Source organism: Promicromonospora noduliphila, from assembly GCF_056951025.1.
Map to the genome: position 1 here is coordinate 2,495,781 of NZ_CM167806.1, position 15,042 is coordinate 2,510,822.

Annotated in this window: 14 protein-coding genes; 8 read left to right on the forward strand and 6 right to left on the reverse strand. The window is 74.6% G+C overall.

Features of this window, described 5'->3' with window-relative positions:
- Positions 1 to 68 precede the first annotated feature (68 nt).
- The 5 genes from AC0QU1_RS10935 (at position 69) to cmk (ending at position 4,407) form a co-directional block, all read left to right on the forward strand.
- Positions 69 to 965, forward strand: coding sequence for a ParA family protein (locus AC0QU1_RS10935; protein ID WP_483576674.1), 897 nt, complete (start codon positions 69 to 71; stop codon positions 963 to 965).
- The gene (locus AC0QU1_RS10940; protein WP_483576402.1) at positions 949 to 1,992 is read left to right on the forward strand and encodes a segregation and condensation protein A; all 1,044 of its coding nucleotides are present in this window, start codon (positions 949 to 951) and stop codon (positions 1,990 to 1,992) included. The genes AC0QU1_RS10935 and AC0QU1_RS10940 overlap by 17 nt, the downstream gene beginning before the upstream one ends.
- Positions 1,989 to 2,648: an SMC-Scp complex subunit ScpB gene (gene scpB / locus AC0QU1_RS10945; RefSeq protein WP_483576403.1), complete on the forward strand. Its 660-nt coding sequence runs from the start codon at positions 1,989 to 1,991 to the stop codon at positions 2,646 to 2,648. Before AC0QU1_RS10940 ends, scpB begins: the two co-directional genes overlap by 4 nt.
- 71 nt (positions 2,649 to 2,719) lie before the next feature.
- Positions 2,720 to 3,637: a pseudouridine synthase gene (locus tag AC0QU1_RS10950; protein ID WP_483576404.1), complete on the forward strand. Its 918-nt coding sequence runs from the start codon at positions 2,720 to 2,722 to the stop codon at positions 3,635 to 3,637.
- 44 nt (positions 3,638 to 3,681) lie between these two features.
- Complete coding sequence (cmk, locus tag AC0QU1_RS10955; RefSeq protein ID WP_483576405.1) at positions 3,682 to 4,407, forward strand: (d)CMP kinase; 726 nt, start codon at positions 3,682 to 3,684, stop codon at positions 4,405 to 4,407.
- A gap of 78 nt (positions 4,408 to 4,485) precedes the next feature.
- Here the strand turns inward: cmk and AC0QU1_RS10960 are convergent, their stop codons facing one another.
- The gene (locus AC0QU1_RS10960; RefSeq protein ID WP_483576406.1) at positions 4,486 to 6,372 is read right to left on the reverse strand and encodes an FtsX-like permease family protein; all 1,887 of its coding nucleotides are present in this window, start codon (positions 6,370 to 6,372) and stop codon (positions 4,486 to 4,488) included.
- A complete protein-coding gene (locus AC0QU1_RS10965) occupies positions 6,369 to 7,121 on the reverse strand; it encodes an ABC transporter ATP-binding protein (protein ID WP_483576407.1) in 753 nt (250 codons plus the stop codon). The genes AC0QU1_RS10960 and AC0QU1_RS10965 overlap by 4 nt, the downstream gene beginning before the upstream one ends.
- A 107-nt stretch (positions 7,122 to 7,228) precedes the next feature.
- On the opposite strand from AC0QU1_RS10965, the gene AC0QU1_RS10970 reads away from it, so the two are divergent.
- The 3 genes from AC0QU1_RS10970 to der all read left to right on the forward strand — a co-directional run bounded on the left by AC0QU1_RS10970 (position 7,229) and on the right by der (position 10,788).
- Positions 7,229 to 8,482, forward strand: a complete 1,254-nt coding sequence (locus AC0QU1_RS10970; RefSeq protein ID WP_483576408.1) for a sensor histidine kinase — start codon at positions 7,229 to 7,231, stop codon at positions 8,480 to 8,482.
- Positions 8,467 to 9,138 (forward strand): response regulator, encoded by a 672-nt coding sequence (locus AC0QU1_RS10975; RefSeq protein ID WP_483576409.1) that lies wholly within the window; start codon positions 8,467 to 8,469, stop codon positions 9,136 to 9,138. Before AC0QU1_RS10970 ends, AC0QU1_RS10975 begins: the two co-directional genes overlap by 16 nt.
- Before the next feature lie 105 nt (positions 9,139 to 9,243).
- Entirely contained in the window at positions 9,244 to 10,788 is a 1,545-nt protein-coding gene (gene der, locus AC0QU1_RS10980; RefSeq protein WP_483576410.1) for a ribosome biogenesis GTPase Der, read from the forward strand.
- Between the two features lie 231 nt (positions 10,789 to 11,019).
- Here der and AC0QU1_RS10985 read toward each other — a convergent pair whose 3' ends face one another.
- From AC0QU1_RS10985 to AC0QU1_RS11000, 4 genes are read right to left on the reverse strand one after another with little or no spacing between them, the layout of a single operon-like run.
- Positions 11,020 to 12,030: an ABC transporter substrate-binding protein gene (locus AC0QU1_RS10985; protein ID WP_483576411.1), complete on the reverse strand. Its 1,011-nt coding sequence runs from the start codon at positions 12,028 to 12,030 to the stop codon at positions 11,020 to 11,022.
- Entirely contained in the window at positions 12,027 to 12,875 is an 849-nt protein-coding gene (locus tag AC0QU1_RS10990; protein ID WP_483576412.1) for an ABC transporter ATP-binding protein, read from the reverse strand. The genes AC0QU1_RS10985 and AC0QU1_RS10990 overlap by 4 nt, the downstream gene beginning before the upstream one ends.
- On the reverse strand, positions 12,872 to 13,960 hold the full coding sequence (locus AC0QU1_RS10995) for a FecCD family ABC transporter permease (RefSeq protein ID WP_483576413.1): 1,089 nt from the start codon (positions 13,958 to 13,960) through the stop codon (positions 12,872 to 12,874). The genes AC0QU1_RS10990 and AC0QU1_RS10995 overlap by 4 nt, the downstream gene beginning before the upstream one ends.
- A complete protein-coding gene (locus tag AC0QU1_RS11000) occupies positions 13,957 to 14,964 on the reverse strand; it encodes a FecCD family ABC transporter permease (RefSeq protein ID WP_483576414.1) in 1,008 nt (335 codons plus the stop codon). Before AC0QU1_RS11000 ends, AC0QU1_RS10995 begins: the two co-directional genes overlap by 4 nt.
- Between the last annotated feature and the right edge of the window lie 78 nt (positions 14,965 to 15,042).

A 15,042-nucleotide genomic window follows, 5' to 3' on the forward strand; every position in this document is an offset into this window, starting at 1 on the left:
GCCGCACCCGACTCTGGTATAGCGTGGCGGGCGTGAGCGAGGCACCCAGCCAGGAGGGAGCGAGCACGATGACCGACATTCTTCTCGGCAAGACGGTCGTCGGCGCACCCACGGACGCGGAGATCGTGCGCGACGTCGTAGGCCGCGTCATGCCGGAGCTGCCGGAGCCGGCGCCCCTCACCAGTCACGGGCCCGCGCGCATCATCGCGATGTGCAACCAGAAGGGCGGGGTCGGCAAGACCACCACGACGATCAACCTCGGCGCGTCGCTCGCGGAGTACGGCCGCAAGGTGCTGCTGGTGGACTTCGACCCGCAGGGCGCCGCCTCGGTCGGCATCGGCGTGAACCCGCACGAGCTCGACGTCACCGTCTACAACCTGCTCATGGAGCGGGGCGTGGACATCCAGGACGTGCTCATCCCGTCCGGGATCGAGAACCTCGACGTGCTGCCCGCGAACATCGACCTGTCGGCCGCCGAGGTGCAGCTCGTCGGCGAGGTCGCCAGGGAGTCGGTGCTGGCCCGCGCGCTGCGCCCGGTGGTCGACGACTACGACGTCATCCTCATCGACTGCCAGCCGAGCCTCGGGCTGCTCACCGTGAACGCCCTGACCGCCGCGCACGGTGTGCTGATCCCGCTGGAGTGCGAGTTCTTCGCGCTGCGCGGCGTCGCGCTGCTGGTGGAGACCATCGAAAAGGTGCGGGACCGACTCAACCCGGCCCTGGAGATCGACGGTATCCTGCCCACCATGTACGACTCGCGCACTCTCCACTCCCGGGAGGTCGTGGCCCGGGTGCACGAGGCCTTCGGCGACACGCTCCTGCACTCGGTCATCGGGCGCACGGTCAAGTTCCCCGACGCCACGGTCGCCGCCGAGCCGATCACCGCCTACGCACCTGGGCACCCGGGCGCTGCCGCGTACCGTCAGCTCGCCCGGGAGCTCGTGGCCCGTGGCGACGCTGCCTGAGGCGGAGGCGCCTGAGGCGGCGGTCCGGGCGGCGGAGCCCGGCCAGGAGCCGACGGCGCAGGAGCCCGACGAGCAGCCCGCCGCCGACGAGCGCCCCGCCTCCCGCGCCTTCCAGGTGCGGCTGCACAACTTCGAGGGCCCGTTCGACCTGCTCCTGTCGCTCATCGCGAAGCACGAGCTGGACGTCACAGAGGTGGCGCTCGCCGTGGTGACCGACGAGTTCGTGGCGCACATCCGCGAGGCGGAGCGGGCCTCGCGCGAGGCCGCGGCGCGCGGCGAGGTGCACGAGTCGTGGGACCTGGGCGTGGCCAGCGAGTTCCTGGTCATCGCGGCGACCCTCCTCGACCTCAAGGCCGCCCGCCTGCTGCCGGGCGTGGTGGTGGAGGACGCCGAGGACCTGGAGCTGCTGGAGGCCCGCGACCTGCTGTTCGCGCGGCTCCTGCAGTACCGCGCCTACAAGGAGGTCTCGAAGATCCTGGCCGAGCAGATGGCGTCGGCCGGACGCCGCGTGCCGCGTCTGGCGCCGCTCGAGCCGCACCTGGCGGCGATCCTGCCGGAGCTGGTCTGGGACACGTCGGGGGAGCAGCTCGCCGAGGTCGCCGCGCGGGTACTGGCCCCCAAGCCGCCGCCCGTGGTGGGGCTGGCGCACCTGCACGGGTCGGCGGTGAGCGTGCGCGAGGAGGCGGGCGTCATCGTGCGGCGGCTGCGGACGGAGCGCGCCGTGACCTTCCGGGCGCTCACCGCGGGCACGGAGCGGCTGGTGACCGTCGCCCGGTTCCTCGCGCTGCTGGAGCTGTTCCGCGACTCCCTGGTCGGGTTCGAGCAGGTCAGCCCGCTGGGCGAGCTGACGGTGCGCTGGACCGCCGGGCCCGAGGACGGCGGCAAGTACCTCGATCCGGAGGCCGGCCCGAGCGAGTTCGACGAGGGCGACGTGTCCGAGCCGGGGGAGGAGCCTGGCGGGGCGCGGGCCGACGACGAGCCGACGCAGACACAGACCGAGCAGACCGGAACGGAGGCGAGAGCATGACCGTCGAGGAACAGGCCCCGGAGGCCCCGCAGGCAGACGCCCCGGCCGAGACCCCCACGCAGGACGAGCTGCCCTTCGTCGACGTGCACACGCTGCCCGGCGGCGCGCACGCGGCGGTCGAGGCGGTGCTCATGGTGGCGGACGCGCCCATCGGCGCCGACCGGATCGCCGCCGCGCTGAACCTGACGCAGGACGAGACCGACGACATCCTGCACGAGCTGGCCGACGAGTACGCGGGCCACCTCGGCGGGCGGCCGCGTGGGTTCGAGCTGCGCCGGTCGGTGGACGGCTGGCGCATCTACTCGTCCGCCGCCCACGCGGACCCGGTGGGCCGCTTCGTGCTGGACGGCCAGTCGGCGAAGCTGAGCCAGGCCGCCCTGGAGACGCTCGCGGTGATCGCCTACCGTCAGCCCGTGACGCGCGGCCAGGTCAGTGCGGTGCGTGGCGTGAACGTCGACGGCGTCGTGCGGACGCTGCTGACGCGCGGGCTGATCGCCGAGATCGGCCAGGACCCGAGCTCGGGTGCGGTTCTGTTCGGAACCACGGGATACTTCTTGGAGCGGATGGACTTCTCGTCGCTCGACGAGCTGCCTCCGCTGGCGCCGCACCTGCCGGACCTCGACACGGTCGACGGTCTGGACGGGCAGGACAGCTAGTCCGGGCGCGGCCCGCCGGCGCGGTCCGCAGCGCCTTCTCCGAGATTTCCCGACGTACCGAGAGACGAACCATGAGCAACGAACGCCGCGGCGGGAGCCGCCGCGAGTCCGGTGGCGGCCAGCAGCCCCGCCGTCCCAGCCAGTCCGGCCGGCAGGGCGGCAGGAACTTCAGCGGCGGCAGCTCCGCCAAGAGCCGCGCCCAGGCGAACGCGCCCCGCCGTCGGCCAGCCAAGGACGGCGAGGAGGTGCGCGACGTCCACGTCGAGGGCGGCGTGCGGCTGCAGAAGGTGCTCGCCCAGGCCGGGCTGGGCTCGCGCCGGGCGTCCGAAGAGCTCATCGCGAACGGGCACGTCGAGGTGGACGGGCAGATCGTGACCGAGCTGGGCGTGCGGATCGACCCGGCCACCGCCGTCGTGCACGTGGACGGGCTGCGGATCCAGCTCGACCAGGCCAAGGTGACCATCGCGCTGAACAAGCCGCTGGGCGTGGTCTCGACCATGGACGACCCCAAGGGCCGCCCCACCGTGGCCGACCTCGTCAAGAACCGCGAGGAGCGCCTCTTCCACGTGGGCCGGCTCGACGCCGACAGCGAGGGCCTGCTGCTCCTGACCAACGACGGCGAGCTCGCCAACCGGCTGTCACACCCCAAGTACCAGATCGCCAAGACGTACCTGGTGACGGTGGAGGGCGAGATCTACCCGCGGACCGGCCGCGAGCTCCTGAAGGGCGTCGAGCTGGAGGACGGCCCCGCCAAGCTGGACGCCGTGCGCGTGCTCCAGCAGATCGAGGGGTCCGCGATGCTGGAGGTCGTGCTGCACGAGGGACGCAATAGGATCGTGCGCCGGATGTTCGACGCCGTCGGGCACCCGGTGACGCGCCTGGTGCGCACCCGGATCGGCCCGATCCCGCTGGGCGACCTGAAGCCGGGCCGCACCCGCGTGCTCGGCCGGACGGAGCTCGGCACCCTGATGAGCGCCGTCGACCTGTGAGACCCGAGATTCTGACCGCCGTGGACCCTGAGGAGAACAGCACTGTGACCAGCCCCGTAGTGATCGCCATCGACGGGCCGTCGGGCTCCGGCAAGTCGAGCGTCTCGAAGGCGGTCGCGGCGCGGCTCGGCCTGGCCTACCTCGACACGGGCGCCATGTACCGGGCGGCCACGGTGTGGAGCATGGAGACGGCCGACCTGGACGACGCGGCGTCGGTCACGGCGGCGGTCCGCGCGATGCCGCTGGTCATGGGGCTGGACCCGGCCGCGCCGGGTGTCGAGCTGGACGGGCGGGACGTCGCCGTGACGATCCGCAGCGCCGAGGTCACGGGCGCGGTGTCGAAGGTGGCGTCCAACCTCGAGGTGCGTTCCGAGCTCAAGCGGCTGCAGCGCGAGATCATCGACCGGGAGTCCAGCCCGGTCGAGGCGGTGCGGTCCGGCGGCCGGGGGATCGTGGCGGAGGGCCGCGACATCACCACGGTCGTCGCGCCCGACGCCGACGTGCGCGTGCTGCTCACCGCCTCGGAGGAGGCGCGCCTGCGCCGTCGGTCCCTGGAGGTGCACGGCGCGGCCGACGCCACCGCCGTCGAGGCGACCAAGGACCAGGTGCTGCGCCGCGACCAGGACGACGCGAAGGTGACCCAGTTCCTCGTGGCGGCCGACGGCGTGGTGACCGTCGACTCCAGCGACCTCGACTTCGAGCAGACGGTGGACGCCGTGCTCGCCGTCGTCGCGCGGGTGACGGGGCGGGCGGTCGCGCCGTCCGCGTGAGCGACGGCGCGACCTCGCGGGCGGGCGGGCCCACGCGAGCGGGCGGGCCCGCGCGGACTTCGTAGCGCCGCCCCGGGACTACTCCCGGGTCGCCGCGTGGGCTCCCGCCACGCCGGCCGCGACCATCACGACGGCGCACGCCGCGACGATGCCGGCGAACGGCAGCCACGGGATCGTCAGCGGCGCGTCCGGCACCTCGCGCACCACGGCCTGGCGGATGAGCCACCCGACGAAGCCGGTGATCGTGCCGCCCACGAGCAGGGCCGCGACGCCGGTGAAGCATGTCTCCCAGACGGCCGCCCGGCGCACCTGCGTGGGCGTCGCGCCCAGGAGGCGGGCGGTGCCGAGCTGGCGGCGCCGCTGCCCGGACCCGATGAGGATCGCATTCACCGCGGCGATCGTCGCATATACGCCGGCGGGCCCGAGCATGACCCACAGCACGACCGCGTTCATCTCCCGGGACTCGCCGACCACCCGGCCGACCCACTCGTCGGCCGTCTCCACTCCGGCGCCCGTCTCGCGCAGCGCGGCGGCCACCGTGTCGACGTCGGCGCCGTCACCGGGGATCACGAACACCGTACCGACGGGGCGTGCGGCACGGGCGACGCCCGGCAGGTCCGCCGGCACCAGGACGTCCGCCCACAGGTCGGGAGCGTCGGGCACGACGGCGGCGATGGTCACCTTCGTGCTCGTGCCCCCCACGTGCAGGGTCCGGATGTCGCCGACCCGTGCGCCGAGGTCGGTCACGTAGGACTCGGTCACCGCCATCGCCGCGCCGTGCAGGTCGTCGAGCGAACCCTGCACGGCCCGGAGGCTGCGGGCCTCGGCCGCCGCGGCGACGTCGAGGACCTCGGCCTCCGCGTCGTCGCCGCGTCCGAGCCGGAGCTGTGCGGTGCGCCGGACGTCGGCGGTCGTGACCCCCGGAACCGCAGCGACTTCCCGGGCCGCGGCGACGGGGCGGGCGTCGCCCGACACCTCCGCCACGAGCGGGGCCCGCAGCGCGACCCGGTCGGCGCCCTCTGTCCAGTCCGCGGTGAAGCTCACGGCCAGGAGCAGGGAACCGGCCATGGCGGAGATGGCCACGACCGGCGCGGCCACCGCCGTGGTCATGCGCAGCGACGAGCGGGCGTGGTCGCGGGCCAGCCGCGCCGCGGGGTCACGGTGGGCGACGAGCCGTCCGACCAGCCCGGCGAGGGCCGGGTAGACCAGCCGGCCCACGCCGTTGATCCCGACCACGGCGACGACCGGCAGGAGCATCCCTGCCAGCAGCGCGAAGAGCAGCTCCATCTCGGGCGCGAGGACGGCCGCGGCGACCAGCGCCACGAAGGCCGAGAGCGCGGCGAGCGCCTCGAGCACGCCGGGCCGCCGTCGTTCCAGCACCGCCTCGCGGAACGCCTCGGCGGGCTGGGTGCGGCCGGCGCGGGCACCCGCCCGCCACGCGCCGACCAGCGCGACGCCGGCACCCAGCGGCGCCGCGGCCGCCCAGGCGGCCTCCGGCCCGGGCGCTGTCAGGTGCACCGGCGTCAGCCCGGTCGTCTGCAGCAGGCCGAACGCCAGGGGTGTGACCACCGTCGCCAGGACCACACCGAGCGTCGTGCCGGCGACGGCCACCACGGCCGCCTCGCCGAGCAGGAGCAGCCGCACCTGCCAGGGCGTCGCGCCGATCAGGCGGAGCAGGCCGAGCTCGCGGCGGCGGGTCGCCACGACGAACCCGAACGTGCTCGCCACCACGAACAGCGCCATGAACAGCGAGACACCCGCCATGAACCCGAAGAGCGACCCGAGATCGCCGAGCTGCTTGCGGGCCTCGGCCGTGAGCTCGGCCTGGCCGGACGTCGTGCCGAGGGATCCCAGCAGGTTCACGGCCAGGCCGATCAGACCGGTGCCGCCGGCCAGGGCCACCATCGCGCCCGCGTACGCCCGCCAGGAGTCGCGGAACGTCATGAGGCTGTGGGCAAGCATCATCCCTCCAGCTCCGTCATCCGCGCCGCGATCTGCGTGGGGTCGCCGCGCCGCATCTGCCCCACCACCAGGCCGTCCGCGAGGAACAGCACGGCGTCGGCATAGGAGGCGGCCAGCGGGTCGTGAGTGACCATGACGACGGTCTGGCCCGAGTCGGCGAGCGCCCGCAGCAGCGCCAGCACGTCGCGGCCCGTCGACCGGTCCAGGGCCCCGGTCGGCTCGTCCGCGAACAGCACGGCGGGGCGGGCATGCAGGGCGCGGGCGATCGCGACGCGCTGCTGCTGGCCACCGGACATCTCGGGCGGGCGCCGCCGGGCCAGGCCGCGCAGCCCCACCCGGTCCAGGGCGTCGAGCACCGCGGCGCGGTCGACGCGCAGCCCGGCGAGCCGGGCGGGGAGAGCGACATTGTCGAAGGCCGTCAGGGCGTCGAGCAGGTTGTACTGCTGGAACACGAAGCCCATCGTGGTGCGGCGCAGCTTGGTCAGCCGCGTCCGGTCCAGGCTCCTCAGCGGTATACCGGCGATCGTGACGTCGCCCCTGCTCGGACGGTCCAGGCCAGCGGCGATCTGCATGAGCGTGGACTTGCCCGAGCCGGAGGGGCCCATGACGGCCGTGAACGTCCCGGCCGGGAAGACGTGGGTGACGCCGCGCAGGGCATCCACCGTCCCGGACCGGGACCGGTAGGTGCGCGTGATGCCGTCGAGGACGACTGCGGCATCAGCGGCGGTGGGGGTGGGGGTGCTGACGGTCATGCCACGAGCGAACCGCACGCCCGCCGCCGGCACCCGGGCCCACACGCCACAGCGGGGTAGCGTGCGCGCTACCCCGCGGGGCGCCCCGATATGCCTAGGGTCGTCCCGTGACACCGCGACCCGACGTGTGGACCGCCCTGCGCGGTCGCCCCTGGCGCTTCCTCGGCTCGTCCTGGCCGTGGCGGTCCCTGGCCTACCTGGTGAGCACCGTGCCGGTGGGGCTCGTCGTCGCCGCGGCGCTCTTCGTGACCGCTGGTGTCGGTGTGCTGACCGCCGTGGTCGTGGTCGGGGTGCTCGTGCTCGCCGGCCTCCCCGTGATCGCCGCGGTCGCCGCGGTCGTCGAACGCCGCCGGATGCAGCTCCTGATGGGCCCGCCGGCGCCGTCGGACGGCGTGCCGTGGCCCACGAGGCTGCGGGCGTTACGCAGCATGCCCGTCGCCTGGCCGGAGGTCGGCTACACGGTCCTGCTGGCCGTCGTGCTGTGGGTGGTCGACAGCGTCGCGCTCAACCTGCTCGTCGTCTTCCCCGGGCTCCTGCTGGCGGCCCCGGTCCTCATCCGGACGGGTGACCCCATCGACCTGGGCCCGTGGCAGGTCGACACCGCGGGCGAGGCGTGGCTCGCCGTCGGGCCCGGCCTGCTGCTCCTGGTGGCCGGCCTCTACGGGGTGACCCTGCTCGCCGCGGGCCAGGCGAGCCTCGCCCGCCTGCTCCTCGACCCGCCGCACGCCCGCCTCACGAAGGCCGTCGCCGAGCTGCGGCGCTCGCGGGTCGGCCTCGTGGACGCCTTCGAGACGGAGCGCCGCCGCATCGAGCGCGACCTGCACGACGGCGCCCAGCAGCGGCTCGTGGCCCTCACGATGACCCTCGGGCGGGCCGAGCTGGAGATCCCGGAGGGTGCCGGCCTCGACCTGGTCCGAGAGGCGCACGGACAGGCCGAGGCGGCGCTGGAGGAGCTGCGCAGCACGGTGCGCGGGATCCACCCGCGGGTGCTCGTGGACCATGGTGTCGAGGCGGCGGTGCACGAGGTCGCCGACGCGGCAGAGGTCCCTGTGACCGTGGACGTGCGGCTGCCCGGGCGGCTGCCGGGACCGGTCGAGGCGGCGGCCTACTTCGTGGTGAGCGAGGCGCTGACCAACGTGGTCCGGCACGCTGAGGCGCGGTCCGTGCGGGTGCACGGTCGTCTCGCGGCCGGCTCCCTCGTGCTCACGGTGCTGGACGACGGCGTCGGCGGCGCGACCGTGCGGCCCGGCGGCGGACTGGCCGGCCTCGCCCTGCGTGTCGAGGCGCTCGACGGCGAGCTGTCCGTGACCAGCCCGCCCGGCGGCCCGACGGAGGTGCGAGCGACATGCCCGGTTCCCTGACGCCCGGTTCCCTGAGGATCGTGCTCGCCGAGGACGCCGCCCTGCTCCGCGAGGGCCTGCTGGCGATCCTGGAACGGGCGGGCCACGAGGTGGTCGCGGCGGTCGAGGATGCAGAGGCGCTGCTCGCGTTCGCCGCACGCACCTCGCCGGACGTCGTCATCACCGACATCCGGATGCCGCCCACGCACACCGACGAGGGCCTGCGGGCCGCCGCCGAGCTGCGCCGCCGTCATCCGGACCTGGCCGTGCTGGTGCTGTCCGCGTACGTCGCCGACGCCTACGTCGCGGAGCTCCTCGACTCCGCGCCCGGCGGCGGCATCGGCTACCTGCTCAAGGACCGGGTCGGGCACGTGCGCGAGTTCCTGGACAGCCTCGCCCGGGTGGCCGCGGGCGAGATGGTCGTCGACCCGCAGGTGGTGCGCCGGCTCCTCGGCCGGCGGCGCGACGACGGCCCGCTCGCCTCCCTCACGGAGCGTGAGCGGGCGGTCCTCGCCCTCATGGCCGAGGGGCGGACCAACGGGTCGATCGCCGCCGAGCTGTTCGTGTCCGAGGCCGCGGTGCGCAAGCACGTCGGGAACATCTTCGCCAAGCTGCCGCTCGACCCACGGTCGGACCGGCGCGTCTCGGCCGTGCTCGCCTACCTGCGCGACGGGTGAGCTCCAGGCTGAGTCCTGGGCTGAGCTCCGGGCTGAGCCCAGGAGCGACGCAGGTCATACGCCCGCGAGGCGGCCCGACGGCGGCGGGCCTGCGACAATGGGGGCATGACCCACGACTCCTCTGCATCGGAGGCTGCCCTGGACGCGGCGGCCCGAGATGATGCTGCCCCGGACGCCGCGCCGCCCGTCGCCCCCGACGTCGACCTGCACGAGACCGAGGACGACCGCGCGCGCGAGCGCGCCCTGCGCGCCGGCCTGGAGGAGTTCGAGCTCGACGAGGCGGACCAGGCCCTCCTGGCCTCCGAGTGGGCCGACGAGGAGTCCGAGGCCGAGCAGATCCTGCCGGTGCTCGCCATCATCGGGCGGCCGAACGTCGGCAAGTCGACCCTGGTCAACCGCATCCTCGGCCGCCGGGAGGCGGTCGTGGAGGACAAGCCGGGCGTGACGCGCGACCGCGTGTCGTACCCGGCCGAGTGGGCCGGCCGCCGGTTCATGCTCGTGGACACGGGCGGCTGGGAGGTCGACGTCGCCGGCATCGAGTCCAAGGTGGCCGAGCAGGCGGAGATCGCGATCTCGCTGGCCGACGCCGTGGTGTTCGTGGTCGACGCCACCGTCGGCGCGACCGCCACCGACGAGCGCGTCGTCGAGCTGCTGCGCCGCTCGGGCAAGCCGGTGGTGCTGTGCGCCAACAAGGTGGACGGCGCGTCGGGCGAGGCGGACGCCGCCTACCTGTGGAGCCTTGGCCTCGGCGAGCCGTACCCCGTCTCGGCGCTGCACGGCCGCGGCACGGGCGACCTGCTGGACGCCGCCGTCAAGGCGCTGCCCACGACGTCGGCGCACGGCACGCTGCGGCCCGCGGGCCCGCGCCGCGTGGCGCTCGTCGGGCGGCCGAACGTCGGCAAGTCGTCTCTGCTGAACAAGATCGCGCGTGCGGAGCGCGTGGTCGTGGACGAGGTGGCCGGCACCACCCGCGACCCGGTCGACGAGCTCATCGAGCTGCGCGGCATCCCGTACTGGTTCGTGGACACCGCCGGCATCCGCCGTCGCGTGCACCAGACCAGGGGCGCCGACTTCTACGCGTCGCTGCGCACGGCCGCCGCCATCGAGAAGGCCGAGGTCGGCGTGGTGCTCATCGACGCATCGACCCCGCTGACCGAGCAGGACGTCCGCGTGATCCAGCAGGTCGTGGACGCCGGCCGCGCCCTGGTCATCGCGTACAACAAGTGGGACCTCATGGACGAGGACCGCCGCCCCTTCCTCGAGCGTGAGATCGAGAAGGAGCTGGTCCAGATCGCGTGGGCGCCGCGGGTCAACCTGTCGGCGCGCACCGGCTGGCACAGCGAGCGCCTGGTTCCGGCGATCGAGCGGTCGCTCGAGTCCTGGGACCGGCGGATCCCGACGGGCAAGCTCAACGCGTTCCTCGGCGAGCTGGTGGCCGCGCACCCGCACCCGCTGCGCGGCGGCAAGCAGCCGCGCATCCTGTTCGCCACGCAGGCCTCGACCCGCCCGCCGCGGTTCGTCGTCTTCGCCACGGGGTTCCTCGAGGCCGGCTACCGCCGGTTCATCGAGCGCCGCCTGCGCGAGACGTTCGGCTTCGAGGGCACGCCGATCGAGATCTCGGTGCGCGTCCGGGAGAAGCGCCGCCGCTAGGTCCCGCCCGAGCGAAGCCGCGGCGCCGAACCGCAAACAAGACGTGAGACCCGTCGCCGACCCGAAACTTGTGAGCGGATCGAGTCGCCGAACCGCAGGGCACACGTCGATCAGCGTCCATGAGGACGCACAACCTTCGGTTCGGCGCCAGTGGTGACCACTAGCTTGCGGTTCGGCGAGGATGGTCCCCGGGTCGGTCAACCCGGCACGGGGACACATCCTCGGTCGCGGTTACAGATCCTCGGCCGCCTGCAGCTCGTCCGCGATCTCCTGGTAGATCTCGGCGTAGGCCCGGTACGAGTACGGCGCCGCCGCGTACCAGTCGTAGACCTGGCCGGCCCGGACGGCGGGCAGGCTGGCCCAGGTGTCGATCTTCGCGAGGTCGGCCGCCATGGACTTGCGGGCGCGGGCGTCGAAGAGGATGACGTCGGCGTCGGCGTAGTCGGCCGCCTGCTCCCAGCTGAGCTGGTGGAAGACCTCGCCGTCGGGCCCCGCCTCGTCCAGGATGTCGAGCCCGGCCTCGCGCAGGGTGCCCAGCTCGGGCAGCGTGTCGGGGTCGGCGACGTAGAGGCTGTTCGCGTCGCCGGAGAGGACGGCCACCTGCAGGCCCGTCTCGGCCGACGCCGCCGAGACGTCCGCGAGGGCCGCGTCGTAGGCCTCCTGGTCGGCGGCGAGCTCCGCGCTGCCGGTGTCGGCGCCGAGCTTGCCCGCCAGGCCGACGAACTCGGCGATCGCGTCGTCGGTGCTGGTCCAGTTGCCCTGCATGCCGATGGACGGGGCGAGCCCGAGGATCTGCTCCGCCTGCTCGGCGGGGACGTACCAGAGGGCGTCGCCGTCGAACGTGTAGTCGACGAGCAGCTCGGGGTTCATGAGGCCGTAGTCCTCGACGTCGAACTCGCCGTAGGTGGCGCCGAGGTTCGTCACCTGGTCGAAGTCGATCTCGCCGGCCTGGTAGCCCAGCTCGCCGTCGGTCTCGGCCAGCTCGCCGTAGACGCCGTCGACCTGGTAGCCCGCGTCCCACAGGGCCGCGGCCACGCTGGACTGCGCGACGACGGTCTGCGGTACCGCGTCGAGCCGTATGGTCTCGCCGCGCGCGTCGGTGTACTCGAACGGGCCGGCCGGCGCCGCGCCGTCGTCGTCGGTGCTGCCCGTGTCAGTGCCGGCGGCGCCGCAGGCGGCGAGGGTGAGGGCGGTGGTCGCGGCGAGCGCGGCGGCGGCGAGGCGCCGGGGGCCGTGGTTCACGGTGTCTCTCCTTCGTGGTGGGGTCGTCCGGGCGCGCGCAGGCGCGGGACGACGAGCGGGGTGCCGGCCTCCGGGTCGGCGATGACGCGGGCGGGCAGCCCGTAGACGTGCTCGACGAGGCCGGGGGTGACGACGTCGGCAGGGGAGCCGGTCGCCACGATCGCGCCGTCCTTCATCGCCACCACGTGGGTGGCGTAGCGGCAGGCGAGGTTGATGTCGTGCAGCACGGCGACCACGGTGCGGCCGTGCTCGGTACGCAGCCGAGCGCACAGCTCCAGGACCTCGACCTGGTGGGCCAGGTCGAGGTAGGTGGTGGGCTCGTCGAGCAGCAGCAGGTCGGTCTCCTGGGCCAGCGCCATGGCGAGCCACACGCGCTGGCGCTGGCCGCCGGACAGCTCGTCGAGCCGCCGGTCGGCCAGGTCCGTGGTGTCGGTGAGCTCCATCGCCGTCCGGACGGCGGCGCCGTCGGCGGGCGCCCACTGCCGCAGCAGGGACTGGTGCGGGTAGCGGCCGCGCGCGACGAGCTCGGCCACGCCGATGCCCTCGGGCGCGACCTGGGACTGCGGCAGCAGGGCCAGCCGCCGGGCGACGTCCTTGGCGGACCGGTGGCTCACCGGCTCGCCGTCGAGCAGCACCGTGCCGCCGGTGGGCCGCAGCAGGCGGGCGAGCCCGCGCAGGAGCGTGGACTTGCCGCTGCCGTTGGCGCCGAGGATGACGGTGAACGACCCGTCGGGCACGGTCAGGTCGAGCCGGTCGACGATCGGTTCGCCGCCGTACCCGAGCGTCACCTGCTCGGCGCGCAGCCGGTGTGCCGTGGTGTCCTGGTGCGGCGTGGTCTGGGTCATGCGTGTCCCTTCCGCCACTCGCGTCCGAGCAGCCAGACGAGGTAGAGCCCGCCGACGCCGCCGGTCAGCACACCGACAGCGGTCTCGCGCGGGACGAACGCCTCGCGCGCGGCCAGGTCGGCGAGGACCAGCACCAGCGCGCCGGTGAGCCCGGCGGCCAGCAGGCCGGGCCCGTCCGCCCTGGTCAGCCGCCGGGCGACCTGCGGGGCGGCGAGCGCGACGAAGCCGATCGGGCCCGCTGTGGCCACGGCCGACGACGCCAGCAGGATGCCGACCGCGACGGCCGCGATGCGCAGGGGGCCGGGTCGCAGGCCGAGGGCGGCGGCGCCGTCGTCGCCCAGCTCGGCCACGGTGAGCCGGCGGCTCAGCAGGAGCGCGAGCACGACGCCCACCGCCACGACCGGGGCGAGGAGCGCGAGGCGGCTCCAGTCCCGTCCGGCGAGGTTGCCGATGAGCCAGACGGCGGCGCTCTGCGCGTCGTAGAGGTTGGAGCTCACCACGAGCATCGAGTTGAGCGCCGCGAGCCCGAGCCCCGTGCCGAGCCCCACGAGCACCAGGCGGAGCGCATCGGGGCCGTGGCCGCCCTGCCCGTGCCGCGTGGCCAGCAGCAGGACGGCGACGGCGGTACCCGCCCCGCCCGCCACCGCGCCCAGGGCCGTGGTGAGCAACCCGCCGCCGGCGAAGAGCATGGCCACCAGGGCGCCCGTCGCCGCGCCGGTGTCGAAGCCGATCACGTCCGGGCTGCCCAGCGGGTTGCGGGTCAGGGACTGGAAGAGCGCGCCCGCGACGCCGAGGGCGAGGCCCACGACGGCGCCGGTGAGCACGCGCGGCGCCCGGAGCTGCCCGACGATCAGGTCCTCCGCGGGCGTCGCCGTCCCGCTCAGCACCCGCGCCAGGGCGTCGATCGGCATGGGGTGCTCGCCGGCCAGGACGCTCGCGACGACCGCGACCACGACCGCCGCCGCGAGCAGCAGGCACACGACGGCGGCGCGCGGGTCGAGCAGCACCGACCGGCGCCCGAGGCGGAGCGCCCGGAGGCGGCCGGGGCCGGCCGCGAGGGCGCGGGGCCGCGACGCCGGCGTCACAGGGCCACCAGCCTGCGCCGCCGGACCAGCGCGACGAAGACCGGCGCGCCGAGCAGGGCGGTCATCACGCCCGCCTCGATCTCGCGGCCCGAGGTCACCACGCGGCCCACGGTGTCCGCGAGCACCAGCACGGTGGCGGAGAGCAGCATCGACAGGGGGACCACCGCCCGCTGGTCCGGCCCGACGACGAACCGCGCGACGTGCGGGACCGTGAGGCCAACGAACCCGATGGGCCCCGCGACGGCGGTGGCCGCGCCGCACAGCAGGGTCACGGCGACGGCGGTGAGGGCGCGGGTGCGCGGCACGCTGAGGCCGAGCGCGCGACCGGTGTCCTCACCGAGCGCCAGCGCGTTCAGCCCCGGCGTGACCATGAGTGCCACGACGGCCCCGACGAGCAGGAACGGCACGGCGTCCGCGAGGGTGTCGAGGCCGCGGTTCACCACGGAGCCCACCACCCAGTGCCGCATCGCGTCGTAGGTCTCCTGGTCGCGCAGCGCCAGGCCGTTCACCCAGGACAGCAGCACCGCCGAGAGGGCGGCGCCGGCCAGGGCCAGGCGGGCCGGGGTGGTGGTGGCGCGCCCGCCCGAGCCGATCACGTACACGAGGACCGACGCCGCCGCGGCCCCCGCCAGCGCGAGCCAGAGCTGCGCGTGCCGGCTCGAGACGCCGAGCACGGCGAAGCCGGTCACGACGGCGGCCGCGGCGCCCGCGTTGACGCCCAGCAGTCCCGGGTCGGCGAGCGGGTTGCGGGTCAGCGCCTGCATCAGCGCGCCTGCGCCACCGAGCGCCAGGCCGACGGCGACGGCGACCACCGTGCGCTCCAGGCGCAGGCCGCGCACGATGTCGCCGGCCGGTGACGCGGTGGCGGTGAACAGCTCGTGTACCACCGTGCCCGGCGCGAGCACCTGGCGGCCGATCATGAGGCTCAGCACCACCGCCACGGCCAGGGCGACGAGCGCGGCGGCGAACACGGCGGCGCGGCGCGCCAGGGCGAGATCAGGCATGGTGAGGTAAGGCTAACCTATGTCAGTGGCGGCCCTTGCCGGTCGTGCTCGGGTGCCCGGTCGCGGTACCTTCGGGTC